The organism is Micromonospora sp. NBC_00821, assembly GCF_036347035.1.
Taxonomy (GTDB): Bacteria; Actinomycetota; Actinomycetes; order Mycobacteriales; family Micromonosporaceae; genus Micromonospora; species Micromonospora hortensis.
Genome location: NZ_CP108880.1, coordinates 5,673,083 through 5,689,889 on the forward strand (window position 1 = coordinate 5,673,083; position 16,807 = coordinate 5,689,889).

At 73.1% G+C, this 16,807-nt stretch carries 15 protein-coding genes; 5 read left to right on the plus strand and 10 right to left on the minus strand.

Annotation, left to right across the window (positions count from 1 at the left end; genetic code table 11):
* Nucleotides 1–7: 7 nt before the first annotated feature.
* From OHB44_RS25725 to OHB44_RS25735, 3 genes are read right to left on the minus strand one after another with little or no spacing between them, the layout of a single operon-like run.
* Complete coding sequence (locus OHB44_RS25725; protein ID WP_330438481.1) at nucleotides 8–1,627, minus strand: hypothetical protein; 1,620 nt, start codon at nucleotides 1,625–1,627, stop codon at nucleotides 8–10.
* Complete coding sequence (locus OHB44_RS25730; protein ID WP_330438482.1) at nucleotides 1,620–4,682, minus strand: bifunctional [glutamine synthetase] adenylyltransferase/[glutamine synthetase]-adenylyl-L-tyrosine phosphorylase; 3,063 nt, start codon at nucleotides 4,680–4,682, stop codon at nucleotides 1,620–1,622. Before OHB44_RS25730 ends, OHB44_RS25725 begins: the two co-directional genes overlap by 8 nt.
* A complete protein-coding gene (locus tag OHB44_RS25735) occupies nucleotides 4,682–5,449 on the minus strand; it encodes a type 1 glutamine amidotransferase (protein ID WP_238687294.1) in 768 nt (255 codons plus the stop codon). Before OHB44_RS25735 ends, OHB44_RS25730 begins: the two co-directional genes overlap by 1 nt.
* A gap of 102 nt (nucleotides 5,450–5,551) precedes the next feature.
* On the opposite strand from OHB44_RS25735, the gene OHB44_RS25740 reads away from it, so the two are divergent.
* Nucleotides 5,552–6,487 (plus strand): S66 peptidase family protein, encoded by a 936-nt coding sequence (locus OHB44_RS25740; protein ID WP_330438483.1) that lies wholly within the window; start codon nucleotides 5,552–5,554, stop codon nucleotides 6,485–6,487.
* Nucleotides 6,488–6,670: 183 nt separating this feature from the next.
* On the opposite strand, the gene OHB44_RS25745 is transcribed toward OHB44_RS25740, so the two are convergent.
* A complete protein-coding gene (locus tag OHB44_RS25745; protein ID WP_330438484.1) occupies nucleotides 6,671–7,558 on the minus strand; it encodes a Vgb family protein in 888 nt (295 codons plus the stop codon).
* 185 nt (nucleotides 7,559–7,743) lie between these two features.
* On the opposite strand from OHB44_RS25745, the gene OHB44_RS25750 reads away from it, so the two are divergent.
* Nucleotides 7,744–8,214 carry a hypothetical protein gene (locus tag OHB44_RS25750; RefSeq protein ID WP_266305291.1) on the plus strand — a complete coding sequence of 157 codons (471 nt, stop codon included), beginning with the start codon at nucleotides 7,744–7,746 and terminating at the stop codon, nucleotides 8,212–8,214.
* A 141-nt stretch (nucleotides 8,215–8,355) separates the two neighbouring features.
* Here OHB44_RS25750 and OHB44_RS25755 read toward each other — a convergent pair whose 3' ends face one another.
* The 5 genes from OHB44_RS25755 to glnA form a co-directional block, all read right to left on the minus strand.
* On the minus strand, nucleotides 8,356–8,739 hold the full coding sequence (locus tag OHB44_RS25755; protein WP_238687291.1) for a VOC family protein: 384 nt from the start codon (nucleotides 8,737–8,739) through the stop codon (nucleotides 8,356–8,358).
* Nucleotides 8,740–8,887: 148 nt separating this feature from the next.
* Nucleotides 8,888–9,208, minus strand: a complete 321-nt coding sequence (locus OHB44_RS25760; RefSeq protein ID WP_330438485.1) for a helix-turn-helix transcriptional regulator — start codon at nucleotides 9,206–9,208, stop codon at nucleotides 8,888–8,890.
* Nucleotides 9,199–9,579, minus strand: coding sequence for a helix-turn-helix transcriptional regulator (locus tag OHB44_RS25765; RefSeq protein ID WP_330438486.1), 381 nt, complete (start codon nucleotides 9,577–9,579; stop codon nucleotides 9,199–9,201). The genes OHB44_RS25760 and OHB44_RS25765 overlap by 10 nt, the downstream gene beginning before the upstream one ends.
* Nucleotides 9,580–9,693: 114 nt before the next feature.
* Nucleotides 9,694–10,119 (minus strand): DUF350 domain-containing protein, encoded by a 426-nt coding sequence (locus tag OHB44_RS25770; RefSeq protein WP_112582646.1) that lies wholly within the window; start codon nucleotides 10,117–10,119, stop codon nucleotides 9,694–9,696.
* Between the two features lie 88 nt (nucleotides 10,120–10,207).
* On the minus strand, nucleotides 10,208–11,557 hold the full coding sequence (gene glnA / locus OHB44_RS25775; protein ID WP_091409557.1) for a type I glutamate--ammonia ligase: 1,350 nt from the start codon (nucleotides 11,555–11,557) through the stop codon (nucleotides 10,208–10,210).
* Nucleotides 11,558–11,842: 285 nt separating this feature from the next.
* On the opposite strand from glnA, the gene OHB44_RS25780 reads away from it, so the two are divergent.
* The 3 genes from OHB44_RS25780 to OHB44_RS25790 all read left to right on the plus strand — a co-directional run bounded on the left by OHB44_RS25780 (nucleotide 11,843) and on the right by OHB44_RS25790 (nucleotide 16,132).
* Nucleotides 11,843–13,600 carry an NAD+ synthase gene (locus OHB44_RS25780; protein ID WP_238687288.1) on the plus strand — a complete coding sequence of 586 codons (1,758 nt, stop codon included), beginning with the start codon at nucleotides 11,843–11,845 and terminating at the stop codon, nucleotides 13,598–13,600.
* A gap of 210 nt (nucleotides 13,601–13,810) precedes the next feature.
* Complete coding sequence (panB, locus tag OHB44_RS25785; protein ID WP_124855798.1) at nucleotides 13,811–14,656, plus strand: 3-methyl-2-oxobutanoate hydroxymethyltransferase; 846 nt, start codon at nucleotides 13,811–13,813, stop codon at nucleotides 14,654–14,656.
* A 225-nt stretch (nucleotides 14,657–14,881) separates the two neighbouring features.
* Nucleotides 14,882–16,132, plus strand: a complete 1,251-nt coding sequence (locus OHB44_RS25790) for an HNH endonuclease signature motif containing protein (RefSeq protein ID WP_330438487.1) — start codon at nucleotides 14,882–14,884, stop codon at nucleotides 16,130–16,132.
* A 216-nt stretch (nucleotides 16,133–16,348) separates the two neighbouring features.
* Here OHB44_RS25790 and coaD read toward each other — a convergent pair whose 3' ends face one another.
* Nucleotides 16,349–16,753, minus strand: coding sequence for a pantetheine-phosphate adenylyltransferase (gene coaD, locus OHB44_RS25795; protein ID WP_330438488.1), 405 nt, complete (start codon nucleotides 16,751–16,753; stop codon nucleotides 16,349–16,351).
* Between the last annotated feature and the right edge of the window lie 54 nt (nucleotides 16,754–16,807).

The following is a 16,807-nucleotide window of genomic DNA, read 5'->3' on the forward strand; positions in this document are numbered from 1 at the left end:
GGCACTGTCAGCAGTGGCGCGCCGGTGCCAGCCCACTGGAGATCGAGTAGTCGCCGGCGGCGCGGACCCGTACCTCGGTCCACCCGTCCGCGCCCGGTCGCAGACAACCGTCCGGGCCGTTCAGAGTGAGCCAGCGTGACCAGCGCACCCGGACCGGCACGTCCCCGGGCGTGGCGGTCAGGCGGACCGCGCCGCGGTCGGCGGCGACGAGGTGACCCGGGGCACCGACCAGCGGGGTCGGATCGACCACTGCGTACATCTGCCAGGTGGCGTCTCGCCAGACCTCCCGCAGGTACGGCAGGCCGGCGCGGATCAGCGCGGCCTCGTCGCGGCCCCACCGGTCGGCGGGTGCGTCGGGGGCGAGCACCACGTAGCTCACCGCCTCGTGCCGTAACCACTGCTCGTACGTCTGCGCGTTCAGGTTGCCGTCGTAGAACAGCGCGTTGCGGTCGCTGTCGACCTGGCGTTCCCAACCTCGGGCCAGTGGCACCGTCGGCGGCAGGTACGCGGACTCCCAGTGGTCGCGCAGCGGCACCACCTCGACCCGCCCGACCGGCTGCCGCCTGTCGAGTTCGGCGACGAGCGGCTGGTAGAAGCCTTCGGCGCTCTCCGGGGCGCCGGCCCGGGTCACGTCGCTCGTCATCACCGGGGACTGCCACCAGACGGTCGCGGCGAGCAGCCCGGCCAGCCACGGTCCCGGCAACGCGGCGTATCCGGCCAGCACGGGCACTGCGAACAGCATCGGCAGCCGTAGCGCGTTGGAACCGATCGGGCTGGGCACGTAGTACGCCCCGATCAGGAGCAGCACGGTGAGCACCGCGCCGACGCGCAGTACCCGGCGGCGACGCGGCAGCACGACCGCCACCAGCACCGCGAGCGCGACGTTGATGCGCATCGACTCGGCCGAGTACGGCTGGGTGCCGCCGTTGCCGAAGACGAACGCCATCGGGGCGAGCGTGACGGCGGGCGCCACGGCCAGGACGAACCCCTCGGCCAGTGGTCGCTCGGCTCGCCAGCCTCCGGGCAGCGGGCGGCCCGGCCCGTCACCGGTGCGCAGCGCGCTCAGCAGCAGCGCCGCGCCGGCCAGCCCGGTGAACAGGCCGGCGACCGGGCTGGCCGCCGTCGCCAGTGCGGCGCAGACGGCGGCGAGCGTCAACCGGAGCCAGCGCGGTGGGCGTTGCGCGCTGACCGCGCAGAGCGCCAGCAGCCCGAACGCCAGCCCGACCGCGAAGGTGATGCGACCGCTCGCCAGGTTGCCGACCAGCACCACAGCGCCGAGGACGCCGGCCAGCAGCGGTCGGCGGGCCCGGTTGCGGGTGAACAGCCAACCCAGCGCGGCAGCACCGACCACGGCGGCGACCGCCCCCAGCGGACGCACCCCGATCAGCGCGCCCAACCTGGCCGTGAAGAGGCTGTAGCCGTACTGGTTGACGCCCCCGTACCAGCCGAAGTCGACCGGCGCGGCCCCGTACCGCTCGGTGAACTCGGCGCGGGCCACCTGGGCGGCGAGGTCGGTGCCCATCGGCGGCGCGAGGAGGAACGCGACGGCGAGCAGCACCGCCACACCGGTCGCCGCCGCCCAACCCGTGACGCTCAGCCCGACTGGGGGCGGCGACGCGTCAGGCATCGAGGACCCGTTCGGCAGCGGCGCGGGAGCGGCGGCCGGTGCGCAGGTACTCGTCGAGGAACTCCCCCGGGTCGTCTCGGCCGAGCAGCCGGGCCACGCCGGCCAACTCCACGCCGTGCCGGGGCAGTTGGTCGCCGGCCCGGCCCCGGACCAGCATCAACGCGTTGCGGACCTGCGCGGCCAGGGCCCAACCGGCGGCCATCTCGGCGGCGTCCGCCGGGTCGATCAGGCCGGCCCGCTCGGCCGCCGCGAGGGCGTCGAGGGTACGCGTGCCGCGCAGCGCCGGGTTCGCGCCGGCGTGCCGGAGCTGGACGAGTTGCACCGCCCACTCCACGTCGGCGAGCCCACCGCGCCCCAGCTTGGTGTGGGTGGCCGGGTCGGCGCCCCGGGGCAGCCGTTCGGTCTCCACCCGGGCCTTGATCCGCCGGATCTCGACGACCTGCTCGCGGGTCAGCCCGTCCGCCGGATAGCGCACCGGCTCGATCATCGCCTCGAACTCGGCGCCCAGCTCGGCGTCGCCGCAGACGAACCGGGCGCGCAGCAGCGCCTGCGCCTCCCACACCCGCGACCAGCGGGCGTAGTACTGCGCGTACGCGGCGAGGCTGCGGACCAGCGGACCCTGGCGGCCCTCCGGCCGCAGGTCGGCGTCGACGCCCAGCGGCGGGTCGGGGGCGGGCACGCCGAGCAGTCGGCGCAGTTCCTCGGCGACGGCGTGCGCGGCGGCGCTAGCGGCGCTCTCGCTGGTGCCCGGCGGCGGGTCGTAGACGAAGAGCACGTCGGCGTCGGAGAGGTAGTTCGACTCGTACCCGCCGAGCCGGCCCATGCCGATCACCGCGAACCGCAGCCCCGCCGGTGCCGGCTGGCTGGCCTGAGCGGCCCGCAGCGCGGCGGCCAGTGTGGCGTCGGTGACGTCGGCGAGCGCCGTACCGACAGCGGTGATGTCGGACAGCCCGCGGGCGGGCCGGTTCGCGCCGTCCGCCCGGGTGGGGCTGGGCGCGAGCGCGCCGGCCCGGCAGAGCACGTCGGCGCAGGCCACCCGGACCAGTTCGCGACGTCGCAGCGCGCGCACCGCGCTGGTGGCCTCGACCGGGTCGGTGTGCCGGGCCGCCGCCGCCAGGAAGCCCTCCCGCAGCACCTCGGGCGCGCGTGGCGCCAGCTCGTTCTCCTCGGCCAGCAGCCGCAGCGCCTCCGGGTCTCGGGCGAGCAGGTCGGCCACGTACCGGGACAGGGCGAGGACCCGGGCCAGCCGACGGGCGACCGGGCCGCCGTCGCGCAGCAGCCGCAGATACCAGGGGGTGCTGCCCAGCTTGTCGGAGACCTTGCGGTAGTTGAGCAGCCCCCGGTCCGGCTCCGGCGCGTCGGCGAACTCGCTGAGCAGCACCGGCAGCAGGGTGCGCTGGATGGCCGCCGTGCGGCTCACCCCGCCGGTGAGCGCCTGGAGGTGACGCAACGCCCCGGCCGGGTCGGCGAAGCCGAGGATCTCCAGGCGGTTCCTGGCCGCCTCCGGGGTGAGCCGCAACCCGTCGGCCGGCACCCGGGCCACCGACTCCAGCAGCGGCCGGTAGAGCAGTTTGGCGTGCAGTCGGCGTACCTCGGTGGCGTGGGTGACCCACTCGGCCCGGAAGCTCTCCACGGCGCTGCGCCCCGGCGCGGCAGTGAAACCCAGCGCGGCGGCGAGCCAGCGCAGCGCGCCCGGCTCGGCGGGCACCGTGTGCGTACGACGCAGGCCCTGGAGTTGCAGCCGGTGCTCGACGCCGCGCAGGAAGCGGTAGCCGCGCAGCAGGGCCTCGCCGTCGGCCCGACCGACGTAGCCGCCGGCGACGAGCGCGCGCAACGCCGGGATGGTGCCCGGTGGGCGCAGCGTCTCGTCGCCGCGACCGTGCACGAGTTGCAGCAACTGGACGGCGAACTCGATGTCGCGCAGCCCGCCGGGACCGCGCTTGATCTCGCGCTCCAGCTCCTTCGGCGGGATGTGGTCGATGATCCGGCGGCGCATGGCGCGGACGTCCTCGACCGCCTCGGGTCGCTCGGCCGCCCGCCAGACCAGCGGCGCGAGCTGGTCGATCCACTCCTGGGCCAGCGGCAGGTCACCGGCTGCCGGGCGGGCCTTGAGCAGCGCCTGGAACTCCCAGGTGCGCGCCCACCGCCGGTAGTAGGCAAGGTGGCTGGCGAGGGTCCGCACCAGCGGGCCGCGGCTGCCCTCGGGGCGCAGCGCGGCGTCCACCGGCCAGGCGACCAGCCCGCAGATGTAGATCAACCGGGTCGCCACCAGTGTCGCGGCGGACAGGTCGGCGTCCTCGGCGGCGACGAAGATGACGTCCACGTCGGAGACGTAGTTCAGTTCGCCGCCGCCGCACTTTCCCATCGCCACCACCGCGAGCCGGGGCCGCTCGGTCCCCTCCGCCAGCTCCGCGACAGCGATCTCGTACGCCGCGGAGAGCGTCGCGTCGGCCAGCGCGGAGAGCGCCGCCATCGTCTGTTCCAGGCCGCGACCGCCGGTCAGGTCGGCCGCCGCGATCCGCAGCAACGCCAGGCGGTACGCGGTCCGCAGCGCCGCCACCGCGGTGCCGCCGTCGGCCGGCTCCAGCCGCCCCTCGGCGATCGGGGCGAGCCCGTCCGGTGCGGTCCGCAGCGCCCGGTAGTGCTCGGGGTGGGCCACCAGGTGGTCGCCGAGCGCCGCCGACGCGCCGAGCACGGCGATCAACCGCCGCCGTAGTCCGGGATCGGCGTGCACGTCCGCCAGCAGCGGCGATTCGGTGCCGCCTTCGGCGGTGCGGCCGTCGGCGGCCCGGCTTCCGGCGCCGCCTTCGGTGGTGCGGCCCTCGGCCTCCACGATGCGGTGCAGTTGGCGCAGCGCCAGGTCCGGGTCGGCGGCCCGGGACAGCGCGGCGAGCAACTCCGCGGCGGCCTCGTCGACCGGCTCCTGCTCGGCCGGCCGCCACAGCCGCAGCCCCTCCGGGCCGAGCAGGTCCGCGGCGCGCGCGCCGCCGTCGCCTTCGGCGGTGCCGAAGCCGTACCGGGCGAGCCGGCCCGGTGCCCTGGTCGGCCGGCTCATCAGTGCCCGAGCAACGGCAGGCCGCGCCGCGTCGTGCTGTCGTCCAACTCGCCGAGGGCCAGCGCGGCGAACCGGGCGGCGAACGGCTGCCAGACCTCCTCGACGTCGGGCAGCACCGAGGCACAGGCCGCGACCACCAGCTCCGGGTCGTAGCCCAGCTCGGCGAGTTGCGCCGAGTCGGTGGCCCAGTCGGCGATCATCGCGGCGTCGCACTCGATGTGGAACTGCAACCCCCAGGCCCGGTCCCCGAGGCGGAACGCCTGATGCGGGTAGCGGGTGGAGGCGGCCAGCAGGGTCGCGCCCCGAGGCAGCTCGGTGATCTCGTCGGCGTGCCACTGGAGCACGTCCGGGATCAACGGCACGTACCGGAACAACGGGTCGTTCTCGGCGGCGTCGCGCCGGCCGACCACGCCGGGGCCGATCTCCGGCCCGGACGGGCTGCGCTCCACCAACCCGGCGTGCGCGGTGGCGAGCAGCTGCGCGCCCAGGCAGACCGCCAGGGTCGGCACCCGGTACCGGACCGCCTTGCGCAGCAGGCCCTCCACTGCGGGAAACCACCGCGCGCCGGGCGAGCCGTCCGGCAACGGGTACGCCTGTTGGTCGCCGCCGAGCACTACCAGCGCCGCGTACCCCTCCAGGTCGGCGGGGAGCTCGTCGCCGGCGTGCGGGCGCACCACCCACAGCTCCAGCCCAGCCTCGGTCAGCCACTCACCCAGCCGGCGCGCGTCGTCCGTCGGGTCGTTCTCGATCACCAGCGCGGTTGCCACAGGTCGAGGCTAGCCGGTACGCCGCACGGCACCACCCCCCGGCACGGGCCCGCCCGCTGGGTGGCGGCCCGGCCATGGTCGGGGTGATTAGGCTCTGCGGTTGTGATCAGCGAGGACACCACCGCCGTACGCCCGCCCTTGCTGCGCCCGGGTGACACGGTGCTACTGGTGTCGCCGTCCGGGCCGACCTCGCCGGAGCGGGTGGCCCGGGGCATGGAACTGCTCACCGGCTGGGGTCTACGCCCGGTGCCGGCGCCGAACGCGTACGCCCGCCACGGCTACCTCGCCGGCACCGACGACCTGCGCGCCGCCGACCTGAACGTGGCCTTCTCCGATCCTCAGGTGCGCGGGGTGATCTGCACTCGCGGCGGCTACGGCGCCCAGCGGGTCGTGGACGCCATCGACATGGCCGCCGTCCGCCGCGACCCGAAGGTAGTGGCCGGCTTCTCGGACATCACCGCGTTGCAGTTCGCACTGTGGCGGGGCGCCCGCCTGGCCGGGGTGCACGGCCCCGGGGCGGCCTGGCGCGACGAGCGGACGCCACTGCGCTCCGCCGAATCCCTGCACGCGGCGCTGATGACCACCGAACCGGTGTCGATCACCGCGGTCCCCACCGAGGAGACCTTCGACGTACGCGTACCGGGTCGCGCCACCGGCACCCTGCTCGGCGGCAACCTGTGCATGATCGCCGCCTCGATCGGCACGCCGGACCTACCCGACCTGACCGGTGCGGTGCTGTTGATCGAGGACGTGCAGGAGCCCCCGTACAAGGTCGACCGGATGCTCACCCACCTACGTCGAGCCGGCGCGCTGGACGGACTGGCCGGGGTGGCGGTCGGGCAGTTCACCGACTGCGGCGACGGCTGGGACACCACAATCGTCGACGTGCTCACCGAACGCCTCGGCGACCTGGGCGTACCGGTCCTCGGCGGCCTCCCCATCGGCCACGGCCCCGACCAGCTCACAGTCCCGGTAGGCACGACCGCCACCCTCGACACCAACACCGCCACCCTCACCGCAACCCCAGCAGTCCACTAACCCCCACCCCACCCGCTCCCCTACGGCCCCTCCCCCTCCCCCGGCCGTCCCCGGTGATCAAGAGGTTTGCGTCATGTTCGGGGCGGATCCTGACGCAAATCTCTTGATCAACCAGGGCGGGGGGCGGGGGGCGGGGGGAGGGGGAGGGAGATCGGCGGGTTGGTGGGGTCGGGCGGGGGTCGGTCAGAAGGTGGGTGGGGTTAGGTGGGCTACTGCGCCCACTTCCAGGGCGGCCCAGATGCCGGTGGGGGTGCGGGTGATGCCGTGCGGTTCGGCGTTGGGAGTGGGTAGGGCGTGGCCCTCGATCCGTCCGGTGGGGTCGAGGTGACCGATCCGGTTGGCACCCCACTCGGTGAACCACACGCCGCCGTCCGGGTCGGCCACGATCGCGTGCGGGCGGGCGGCCCGGTCCGGCAGCGGGAACTCGACGATCTCGCCGTCCGGGTCGATCCGGCCAAGCTGACCGGCGGCGATCTCCACGAACCAGATGACGCCGTCGTCGCCCACTGTGATGCCGACCGGGCCCGCGTTCGCGGTCGGTAATGGATGCAGCGTCACCCTGCCGTCGAGGTCGATCCGGCCGATGGCATTGGCCTGGTTGAGGGTGAACCAGAGGGCCTGGTCCGCGCCAGCAGTGATCATCGAGGCGAATCCCCCGGTCACCGGCAGCGGGAATGCCGTGTGGGTGCCGTCGGTCCCCACCCGGCCGATGGTGTCGGAGGTCATCCCGGCGTACCAGAGCGCGCCATCAGGCCCCGCCGCGATGCCACCCGGCCCGGTACCGGCCGGCAGGGCGATGGTGCGCTGCTCACCGTCGACGGTGATCCGACCGATCCGGTCGTCTCCCGAGCGGGTGAACCAGAGCGCCCCGTCCGGCCCGGTCGTGATGATCAACGGGCGACCGCCGGCCGGATCCAGCGGGTAGGTCCGGACCGCGCCGTCGGGCGACAACCGGGCGATGCCGCCGGCATGGGCCAGCGTCAGCCACAGCGCGCCGTCCGGGCCAGGCGTGATGCCGTACGGCCCGGCGCCCGCCTCGACGAGTGGAATCTCCCGAATCTCGACGGTCATACCGTGGTGTCCTTCCGTCGGTGGATCGTCCACCCTGACCGCTCGGCCAGCGACCACACAACCGATTTCGCCCACCGCCGGCCCTGATTGTCAGCTCGCTGACAGGGTCGCCACGGCTCCCACCCAGACTGCCCGGTCACTGTCGGTGATGACAGCGCAGGATGACCGAACCTCTGGAGGACAGCATGTCCCGCACCATCCGTAGGAAGCACCTGCTGGCCGGCCTGGCCACCGCCGGCGTCCTCGGCGTCGGGATCGCGGCCCCGACGATCGCGTTCGCCGCCGACACCGCCACGCCGACACCGAGCGCCAGCACCGCCCCGGCTCCCGGCGGGGCCCCGGGTGCGAAGGCCGACCGGCAGGGCGAGTTCGCCGAGGCGCTCGCCAAGGAGCTGGGCGTGCCCACCGACAAGGTGACCGCCGCACTGGAGAAGATCCGCGAGCAGCACCGCCCGACCGACCGCCCGCAGCGCCCGTCCGCCGAGGACCGGCAGGCCGCGCTCACGCAGCGCCTGGACCAGGCCGTCAAGGACGGCAAGCTCACCCAGGAGCAGGCCGACGCCATCACCAAGGCCGTCGAGGCCGGCGTCTTCCCCGGCCCCGGCGGCCACCGCGGTCCGGGCGGCCACCACGGCGCTGGTACGCCCGGCAAGTAGTCCGGCGAGCCCGGCCCCGGCAGGCACCAGCAGGCCGGGGCCGGCTTTGGCCTGTCGTGCCCGGGGCAGGCCAGGTCCGCTCTGTCGGTGCCGATCCCACGGCCAGGCCAACCGGGCATCAGCGCGGCCCTGGGAATGGGGTCAGGGCTGCGGGGGTGGGGGCGTGAACACGCCCAAGTGGTTGCCGGCCGGGTCGAGTAGGTGGGCCAACGTGAGACCGCTCGGTGCCGTACGCGCTGGCACCAGGACCCGGCCGCCGGCAGCTTCGGCCTGCCGGCAGGTCTCCGCCACGTCGGCGACTTCGGCGTAAAACACCGTGTAGTTCGGCGACGTGCCGTCGGTCGCCCGGATCGCCCCGCCGATCCCGGTGTCGCCGCCGGCCTCGGTCACGCGGTAGGACCCGCCGTTGGTCGAGCCCTGCTCCTCGAAGGTCCAGCCGAACAGCTCCCCGTAGAACCGCTCCGCGTCCTCGGGCCGGTCGGTGCCGATCTCGAACCAGGTGATGGGCGTGGTGGACCTGGACATCTACTGCCTCCAGAATTTCGTGCCGGCCGTTCGGCCGTCGTCTGGAGCAGTCTCGGGGCCGTTGGCGACAGCGTCCTGTCGGTGTTTCCGGATCACCCGGCGGGGTTCCCCGCGACGAGACCCACCAGCCCGCCGCGCCGAACTCGTCTCACACCAGGCTCAGCGGGCGGACCCGCTCGTGCGGGATGTCGAGATCCGTCAGGCGTAGCTCCCGGGCCACCACGTCGGGCAGCGCCCAGACGCTCCGGATCCGGTCGGTGCGGAAGCACCGCAGTTCGTCGCGCAGGCGGCACCAGGCGACCAGGTACCAGTGTCGGGAGTTGCCGAGGTAGCCGAGTGGCTCGACGTCACGGGTCGAGTCGGCGCCGGCGCGGTCGGCGTACCGGATGCGCAGCACCCGCCGCGCGGTGACCGCGTCGGCGACGGTGGCCGGGACGGGCGCGGCCGGCCCGTCGCCGATCAGGTGCACCCGGCCGCGAGGCGGTGTGCCTCGGCGGCGTCGGCGGCCGGCAGCACCGCCACCAGCTTGCGCAGCGCGGTGGCGGCCGGCCCGGCGAACGGCGAGCCGGCGAGCCGGTGCAGCGCCACTGCCATCGCCACCGCCTCGGCGGCGGTCAGGTTGACCGGCGGCAGGGTGCGGGCGCGGTCCAGGACGTAGCCGCCGGTGCGCCCGGGCTCGGCCCAGATCGGCACCCCGGCCTCCTGCAACGCGCCCAGGTCCCGTTCGATGGTCCGGCTGCTCACCTCGAAGCGCGCGGCCAGCCAACGGGCGCTGCGCGGCCGCGGTGACACCGCCCGTAGCTCCTCGACCAGCGCGTACAGGCGATCAGTGCGGTTCATGCCCGGCACGCTACGGCCGGGGTACGACGCCCACCGGCGCCCGCCCGCACGGCAACGCGGACGACTGAGACAGCGCCGCAGACGACAACCCGCGCGTCGACGCGGACAACCGGCTCAGGCGATGCAGGCGCAGACGATCAGCGCGGCCCCGAAGTGGGTCGCGGCGCTGACCCGGGCGGCCGGGTGCGGCTCGGGCGAGCAGATGACCTCGCCAAGCTTGCCGGGGGTGAGCAGGTCCAGCACCACGAAGGCCAGCGCCATGATCGCCAACCCGACCAGTCCGAAGACCACGGTGGAGGCGAGCCCCTTGCCGAAGTCGCTGTAGCTGGTGAGGATCGCGGTGAAGACGATCCCGGCGATGCCGAGCTGGTTGGCGGCGAGCAGCAACCCCGCGTTGGCGTTGCGCTCGACCCAGATCAGGTCTCGCAGCCGGCCCGGGGTGAGCAGGTCGACGAGCCCGAAGCCGGCGGCCATGAGGCCGACGCCGACGATCCCGAACACGACGCTCTGCCAGGCACCGCTGAACAGATCCTCCAGCACCGACTTGCCTCCCGACTCTCCGCCCGGAGGGTACCGGCGCGGTGATCGAGACGATAGCGGCAGCGCGCAACGGCGTCAGCCCCCGCGTCTACAGGGCCAGGTAGCGCTGCCGCTCGTACGGGGTGACCTCACGGCGGTACTGCTCCCACTCGGCCCGCTTGTTGCGCAGGAAGAAGTCGAAGACGTGCTCGCCGAGCACCTCGGCGACCAGTTCCGAGCCGGCCATCACGTCGATCGCCTCGGCGAGGTTCTCCGGCAGCGCCTCGTAGCCCATGGCGCGCCGCTCCGCGCTGGTCAGCGACCAGACGTCGTCCTCGGCGCCCGGCGGCAGCTCGTACCCCTCCTCGATGCCCTTGAGGCCGGCGCCGAGCAGCACCGCGAAGGCGAGGTACGGGTTGGCCGCCGAGTCCAGCGAGCGGACCTCGACCCGGGCCGAGTTGGGCTTGCCGTACGCGGGAACCCGGACCAGCGCGGACCGGTTGAGGTGACCCCAGCAGACGTACGCCGGGCTCTCGGTGATCCGGTCGGGCAGGTGCTGCGGGAAGAGCCGCTTGTACGAGTTGACCCACTGGTTGGTGACAGCCGTGTACTCGCGGGCGTGCACCAGCAGGCCGGCGATGAACGACTTCGCCACCTTGGACAGCTTCATCGGGTCGCCGCTGTCGTGGAAGGCGTTGCGCTCCCCCTCGAACAGCGACAGGTGGGTGTGCATCCCGCTGCCCGGCTGGTCGGTGAACGGCTTCGGCATGAAGCTGGCCTGCACACCGGTGGAGAGTGCCACCTCCTTGACCACGTGCCGGAAGGTCATGATGTTGTCGGCGGTGGTCAGCGCGTCGGCGTAGCGCAGGTCGATCTCCTGCTGGCCGGGCGCGACCTCGTGGTGGCTGAACTCCACCGAGATGCCGATCCGTTCCAGCGCCAGGACGCCCTGACGGCGGAAGTCCCGGGCGACGGCGTGGGTGGTGTGCTCGAAGTAGCCGCCGGTGTCGACCGGGGTGGGCACCGAGCCGTCCTGCGGACCGTTCTCGAGCAGGAAGAACTCGATCTCGGGGTGGGTGTAGAAGGTGAAGCCCTTCTCGGCTGCCTTGGACAGCGCGCGGCGCAGCACGTGCCGGGGGTCTGCCCAGGACGGCCCGCCGTCGGGCAGCAGGATGTCGCAGAACATCCGGGCGCTCTCGCCGCTGACGCCGCCCTCGAAGGGGAAGACCTGGAAGGTGGTCGGGTCGGGCATGGCCACCATGTCCGATTCGAAGACCCGGGCGAAGCCCTCGATCGCCGAGCCGTCGAAGCCGATGCCTTCCTCGAAGGCCGCCTCGAGCTCGGCGGGTGCCACCGAAACGCTCTTGAGCGTGCCCAGAACGTCGGTGAACCACAGCCGGACGAACCGGATGTCCCGCTCTTCCAGCGTGCGGAGGACGAACTCCTGCTGACGGTCCACTTCCCCAACCCCTCGCGACACTTTTTGTCCGCCTTGGCCGGGCTGTACCCGGCCTGATCGCCCAGTGTTCCCGGGCCTGGTTACGCAGACGTTACGCGAACTGCCGCCGGCCGTCCTCTCGTGTCCCCGCCCGGCGAGCGCGGGCCAGCGCCGTGCCGCCGAGACCGCCTCCACGACGGCCGAGCTCCTGCCGCCGCGGCCTCTCGGACGCCGGTCGCGGGCGGGTGGCGGCAATCTCGTCGGAGGGTACGGATTGTCGCGACGAGGCTGGGGCAAGATGAAGGCATGCCCACCCTGCGTCTCGCCCTGTCCCAGGTCAACCCGAGCGTCGGCGACCTCGCCGGAAACGCCGACCTGGTCCGCAGCTGGACTCGCCAGGCCGCCGATGCCGGTGCCCAGCTGGTGCTCTTCCCGGAGATGATGCTGACCGGGTACCCGGTCGAGGACCTCGTCTTCCGGCGTTCCTTCGTGGCCGCGTCCCGGGCCGCCGTGGAGCGGCTAGCCGCGGACCTGGCCGCCGACGGTCTCGGCGAGTTGCCGGTCGTGGTCGGCTACCTGGACGCCGACGGCCCGCCGCAGGTCAGCGGGGACGCCGAGCCGGGCCGGGGTGCCCGCAACGCCGCCGCGCTGCTGCACCGGGGCGTCGTGGCCGCCCGCTACTTCAAGCACCACCTGCCCAACTACGGGGTCTTCGACGAAGACCGGTACTTCGTCTCCGGTGACGCGCTGACAGTGGTGCGGATCGGCGGCGTGGACGTCGCGCTGACCATCTGCGAGGACCTGTGGCAGGCCGGCGGTCCGTTCGCCGCCGCCCGGATGGCCGGCGTCGGCCTGGTCGTCAACATCAACGGTTCGCCGTACGAGCTGAACAAGGACGACATCCGGCTGCCGCTGGTTCGCCGCCGGGCCGCCGAGGCGGGCGCCGCCATCGCGTACGTCAACATGATCGGCGGCCAGGACGAGCTGGTCTTCGAGGGCGACTCGATGATCGTGAGCGCCGACGGTGAGCTGCTCACCCGGGCACCGCAGTTCGTCGAGCACCTGCTCGTGCACGACGTCGAGTTGCCGGCCGCGAGCGCCGCGACGACCACGGAGACCGTCGCGGACGGCATGCGGATCGTGCACAGCACGCTGGACGGCATTCCGCCCACGCCGTCCGGCCCGGCCGCCACCGGCGGGCTGATCGAGCCGGTGGCCGACGAGGCCGAGGTGTGGCAGGCGCTGGTGCTGGGTCTGCGTGACTACGTCAACAAGAACCGGTTCCCGTCGGTGGTGCTCGGCCTGTCCGGCGGCATCGACTCGGCGGTGGTGGCCGCGCTCGCCGTCGACGCGCTCGGGCCGGACCGGGTGGTCGGGGTGTCGCTGCCCAGCCAGCACTCCTCGGAGCACTCCCGGGAGGACGCCGCCGACCTGGCCAAGCGCACCGGCCTGGACTACCGCGTCGAGCCGATCCAGCCGATGGTCGACGGCTTCCTGGCCAACCTGTCGCTGTCCGGCGTAGCAGTGGAGAACCTGCAGGCCCGGGTCCGTGGCGTGATCCTGATGGCGCTGTCGAACCAGGAGGGCCACCTGGTGCTGACCACCGGCAACAAGAGTGAGCTGGCGGTCGGCTACTCCACCCTGTACGGCGACTCGGTGGGCGGCTTCAACCCGGTCAAGGACGTGTGGAAGACGCTGATCTGGCGGCTCGCGAAGTGGCGCAACAGGGACGCGGCCCGGCGCGGTGAGACCGCCCCGATCCCGGAGAACTCGATCGGCAAGCCGCCGAGCGCCGAGCTGAGCCCGGGGCAGCTCGACAGCGACAGCCTGCCCGACTACGACGTCCTGGACCCGATCCTGATCGGCTACGTCGACGGTGACCTCGGCCGCGACGGGCTGGTCGAGTCGGGTCACGACCCGGCGATCGTGGACAAGGTGCTGCGGCTGGTGGATACCGCCGAGTACAAGCGACGGCAGTCGGCGCCGGGCACGAAGATCTCCATGAAGGCGTTCGGCCGGGACCGCCGTCTGCCGATCACCAGCCGGTGGCGCGAGCACGGCTGAGCCGTACCCCTGGGGGTGCCGGGTCGGTGGCGCGGCCCGGCGCCGCCTCGCGGTGACCGCGCGGCGCGGTCCCGGTTGGCCAGGTGGGGGCGGCCCCGCGCTGGTGGAGTGACATCTTGCACTGGGCCCTGCCGTCAGCCCGTCTCGCGGTGCGACGATCGCGACGGAACCCGGGGACCGCGCAGGCGGCCTCGAGGAAGGGAGACAGAGATGGTGGAGTCCACTCCGCACGAGGTGACCGCGTTGTACGGCGGCCCGGCCACCCGACGGGTCCGCACCCGCGACCTGATGGCCGCCAAGGAGCGCGGCGAGCGGTGGCCGATGCTCACCTCGTACGACCAGTACACGGCGTCGATCTTCGACCAGGCCGGTGTTCCGGTGCTGCTGGTCGGCGACTCGGCCGCGAACAACGTGTTCGGCTACGAGACCACCCTGCCGATCACCGCCGACGAGCTGCTTCCGCTGGTTCGGGCCGTGGTGCGGGCGACCCGGCAGGCGCTGGTCGTCGGTGACCTGCCGTTCGGCTCGTACGAGGAAGGTCCGGCCCAGGCGCTGCGCACCGCCGTCCGGTTCATGAAGGAGGGTGGCTGTCACGCGGTGAAGTTGGAGGGTGGCCGCCGCAACGCCGCGCAGATCGCCGCGATCGTCGGCGCCGGCATCCCGGTGATGGCGCACATCGGTTTCACCCCGCAGAGCGAGCACACACTGGGCGGCTACCGGGTGCAGGGTCGCGGCGACGCCGCCGACGAGGTGCTGGCCGACGCACGGGCTGTGGCGGAGGCGGGCGCGTTCGCCGTGGTGTTGGAGATGGTGCCCGGCGAGGTGGCCAAGCGGATCACCCACGAGCTGCCGATTCCCACTGTGGGCATCGGCGCGGGCCCGGACACCGATGCGCAGGTGCTGGTCTGGCAGGACATGGCCGGCCTGCGGACGGGCAAGGCGCCCCGTTTCGTCAAGCGGTACGCGGATCTGGCCGGCGCTCTCACCGACGCCACCCGCCGTTTCGCCGACGAGGTCCGCGGCGGCGAGTTCCCCGCCGCCGAACACACCTTCTAGCCCGGTCCCACCGGCCAGCTCGGTCCACGGACCGGGCTGGCCCACCGGACGGACTGGTCCGAGCCGGCACAGCGGCCAGCCGACAGTTCGCCAGCACATCGACCAGGACGGTTGGTGTCCACGCCGCCGGCACCAACGCCAGCGTCGACCGGGCCCGCCGACGACGACGAACTAATCGATCACGGCAAAACCGATTTTGTCGTACGTGTGTTCTAGTCTCGGTTCATGGTTGAGGAGTTGGCGCTGGCAGAGGACGCGGTCGCGGCCTGCGTCAGTGTCGCCGCCTGGGCCCTCACCGAGCATGACCTGATCACCGCGCTCCACGCCGCACACCGCCTTGAGCAACGCCTCGCGGCGGTCAAACTGATGCTGGTGCGCGAGGTGGACGGCCGCGGCACCGCGACCGCGCACGGCACATCCTCGACGGCAGTGTGGCTGCGCGACCGGTTACGTCTCGGGGTCGGTGCCGCCCGTCGCCTGGTCGAGCTTGCCGCGACCCTCGACAGCGCGCCGCCCGGAGTGCGCGATGCGTTGACCGGCGGGACGGTCGACGTGGAGCAGGTCCGTGTCATCGCCGACACCATCACCACCGTGCACGCCACCGCAGGGCCTGAAGCGGCCGACAAGGCCGTCGGCGTCCTCGTCGACTGGGCAGCCGAGTTCGACGCCAGCCTGCTGCGCAAACTCGGCACCCGCATCCTCGACCACGTCGCCCCCGAGGTTGCCGACGCTGCCGCCGACGCCGCGCTGCGGGCGGCCGAGTCGCGGGCCGCACGCGACCGGCACGTCACCATCAACGAACAGCCCGACGGGCGACTCCGACTCACCGGCGTCCTCGACACCGAAGCCGCCGCCGCGCTCCGCGCCGCCATCGACCCGCTGACAGCACCATCCGGCCCGGACGACACCCGCACCCCGGGCCAACGCCGCCACGACGCCCTTGCCGACGTCTGCCGACTCGCTCTGCGCACCGGCGACCTACCCGAGCACGGCGGTGACGTCGCCCAGGTCGTCGTCACCACGAGCTACGACGAGCTGACCCGACAGCTGGGCAGCGGCGCCCTCGACACCGGCCTGCAGCTCACCTCCGACACCGTGCGCCGCCTCGCCTGTGACGCCACCGTCCTCCCCGCCATCCTCGGCGGCGCAGGCCAACCACTCGACGTCGGCCGGCAACGACGCCTCATCACCGGGCCCCTCCGCCGCGCCCTCGTCTTGCGCGACCGCGGCTGCGCGTTCCCGGGCTGCGACCGTCCGCCCCGCTGGTGCGACGCCCACCACATCCGGCACTGGGCCGACGGCGGCCCGACCAGCCTCGCCAACGCGGTGCTGCTCTGCGGCCACCATCACCGACACCTCCACCACAGCGACTGGACCGTGCGGCTCAGCGGAGACGGCCACCCTGAGTTCATCCCGCCCACCTGGCTCGACCCCACACAACTCCCCCGCCGCAACCACTACCACCGACGAACGTGAGCACTTCGGGGGCGACCATTCCTCCTGGTCAGGCCGGCGCGGCGTTCACCGGGACGGCCCAGTCACGCCGGGCCAGCGTCGAGCAGCAAGGTGCCGCAGTCACCGACCACCGTCCTGCCCCTACGGCGATGGAGACCGGACTCGGCAACCGACGACCGCACTGTGGCCGGTGAGGGTTCTCCCCTGTCCGACGGTCTGCGGCCGGGTGGACGAAGGTCACGTCCTCAGCGCGCGCACCGCAGTCGATGACACCGCGGCCAGGTCGGCCTGCGCAGGCAGGAATACCGTGGGGACGCCCAGCGACTGGTTCATCGCGGCGAGCGGGTACTCGGCCTGAAGGTCGGTGGTGTTACGTACGCCGCGGACGATCACTCCCACGTCATGGCGTCGGCAGTAGGTGGAGGTCAACCCGCTCCAGGCCACGACGGTGACGGAGGTCCAGCCGACCGGCAGAATGGCCCGGACGGCGGCCGCGCGCTCCTCCTCGTCGCTGTCCGGATGCTTAAGGCTGTTGACCGCGACGAGCACCACCACTTCATCGAAGAGGGCATGTGCCCGCTTCACCACATTCAGGTGCCCAGGGGTGAAGGGATCAAAGCTGCCGGGGTAGACGGCGCGCACGTGTACGCGACCGGGGGTGCGTGCCGACGAACGTGGCCCTGCCGAGGGTTCGGG

Coding starts and splice junctions, on each gene's coding strand:
- OHB44_RS25725 (WP_330438481.1), bottom strand. CDS start 1,627: ATGCCTGACGCGTCGCCGCCCCCAGTCGGGCTGAGCGTCACGGGTTGG.
- OHB44_RS25730 (WP_330438482.1), bottom strand. CDS start 4,682: ATGAGCCGGCCGACCAGGGCACCGGGCCGGCTCGCCCGGTACGGCTTC.
- OHB44_RS25745 (WP_330438484.1), bottom strand. CDS start 7,558: ATGACCGTCGAGATTCGGGAGATTCCACTCGTCGAGGCGGGCGCCGGG.
- OHB44_RS25750 (WP_266305291.1), top strand. CDS start 7,744: ATGTCCCGCACCATCCGTAGGAAGCACCTGCTGGCCGGCCTGGCCACC.
- OHB44_RS25755 (WP_238687291.1), bottom strand. CDS start 8,739: ATGTCCAGGTCCACCACGCCCATCACCTGGTTCGAGATCGGCACCGAC.
- OHB44_RS25765 (WP_330438486.1), bottom strand. CDS start 9,579: ATGAACCGCACTGATCGCCTGTACGCGCTGGTCGAGGAGCTACGGGCG.
- OHB44_RS25780 (WP_238687288.1), top strand. CDS start 11,843: ATGCCCACCCTGCGTCTCGCCCTGTCCCAGGTCAACCCGAGCGTCGGC.
- panB (WP_124855798.1), top strand. CDS start 13,811: ATGGTGGAGTCCACTCCGCACGAGGTGACCGCGTTGTACGGCGGCCCG.
- OHB44_RS25790 (WP_330438487.1), top strand. CDS start 14,882: ATGGTTGAGGAGTTGGCGCTGGCAGAGGACGCGGTCGCGGCCTGCGTC.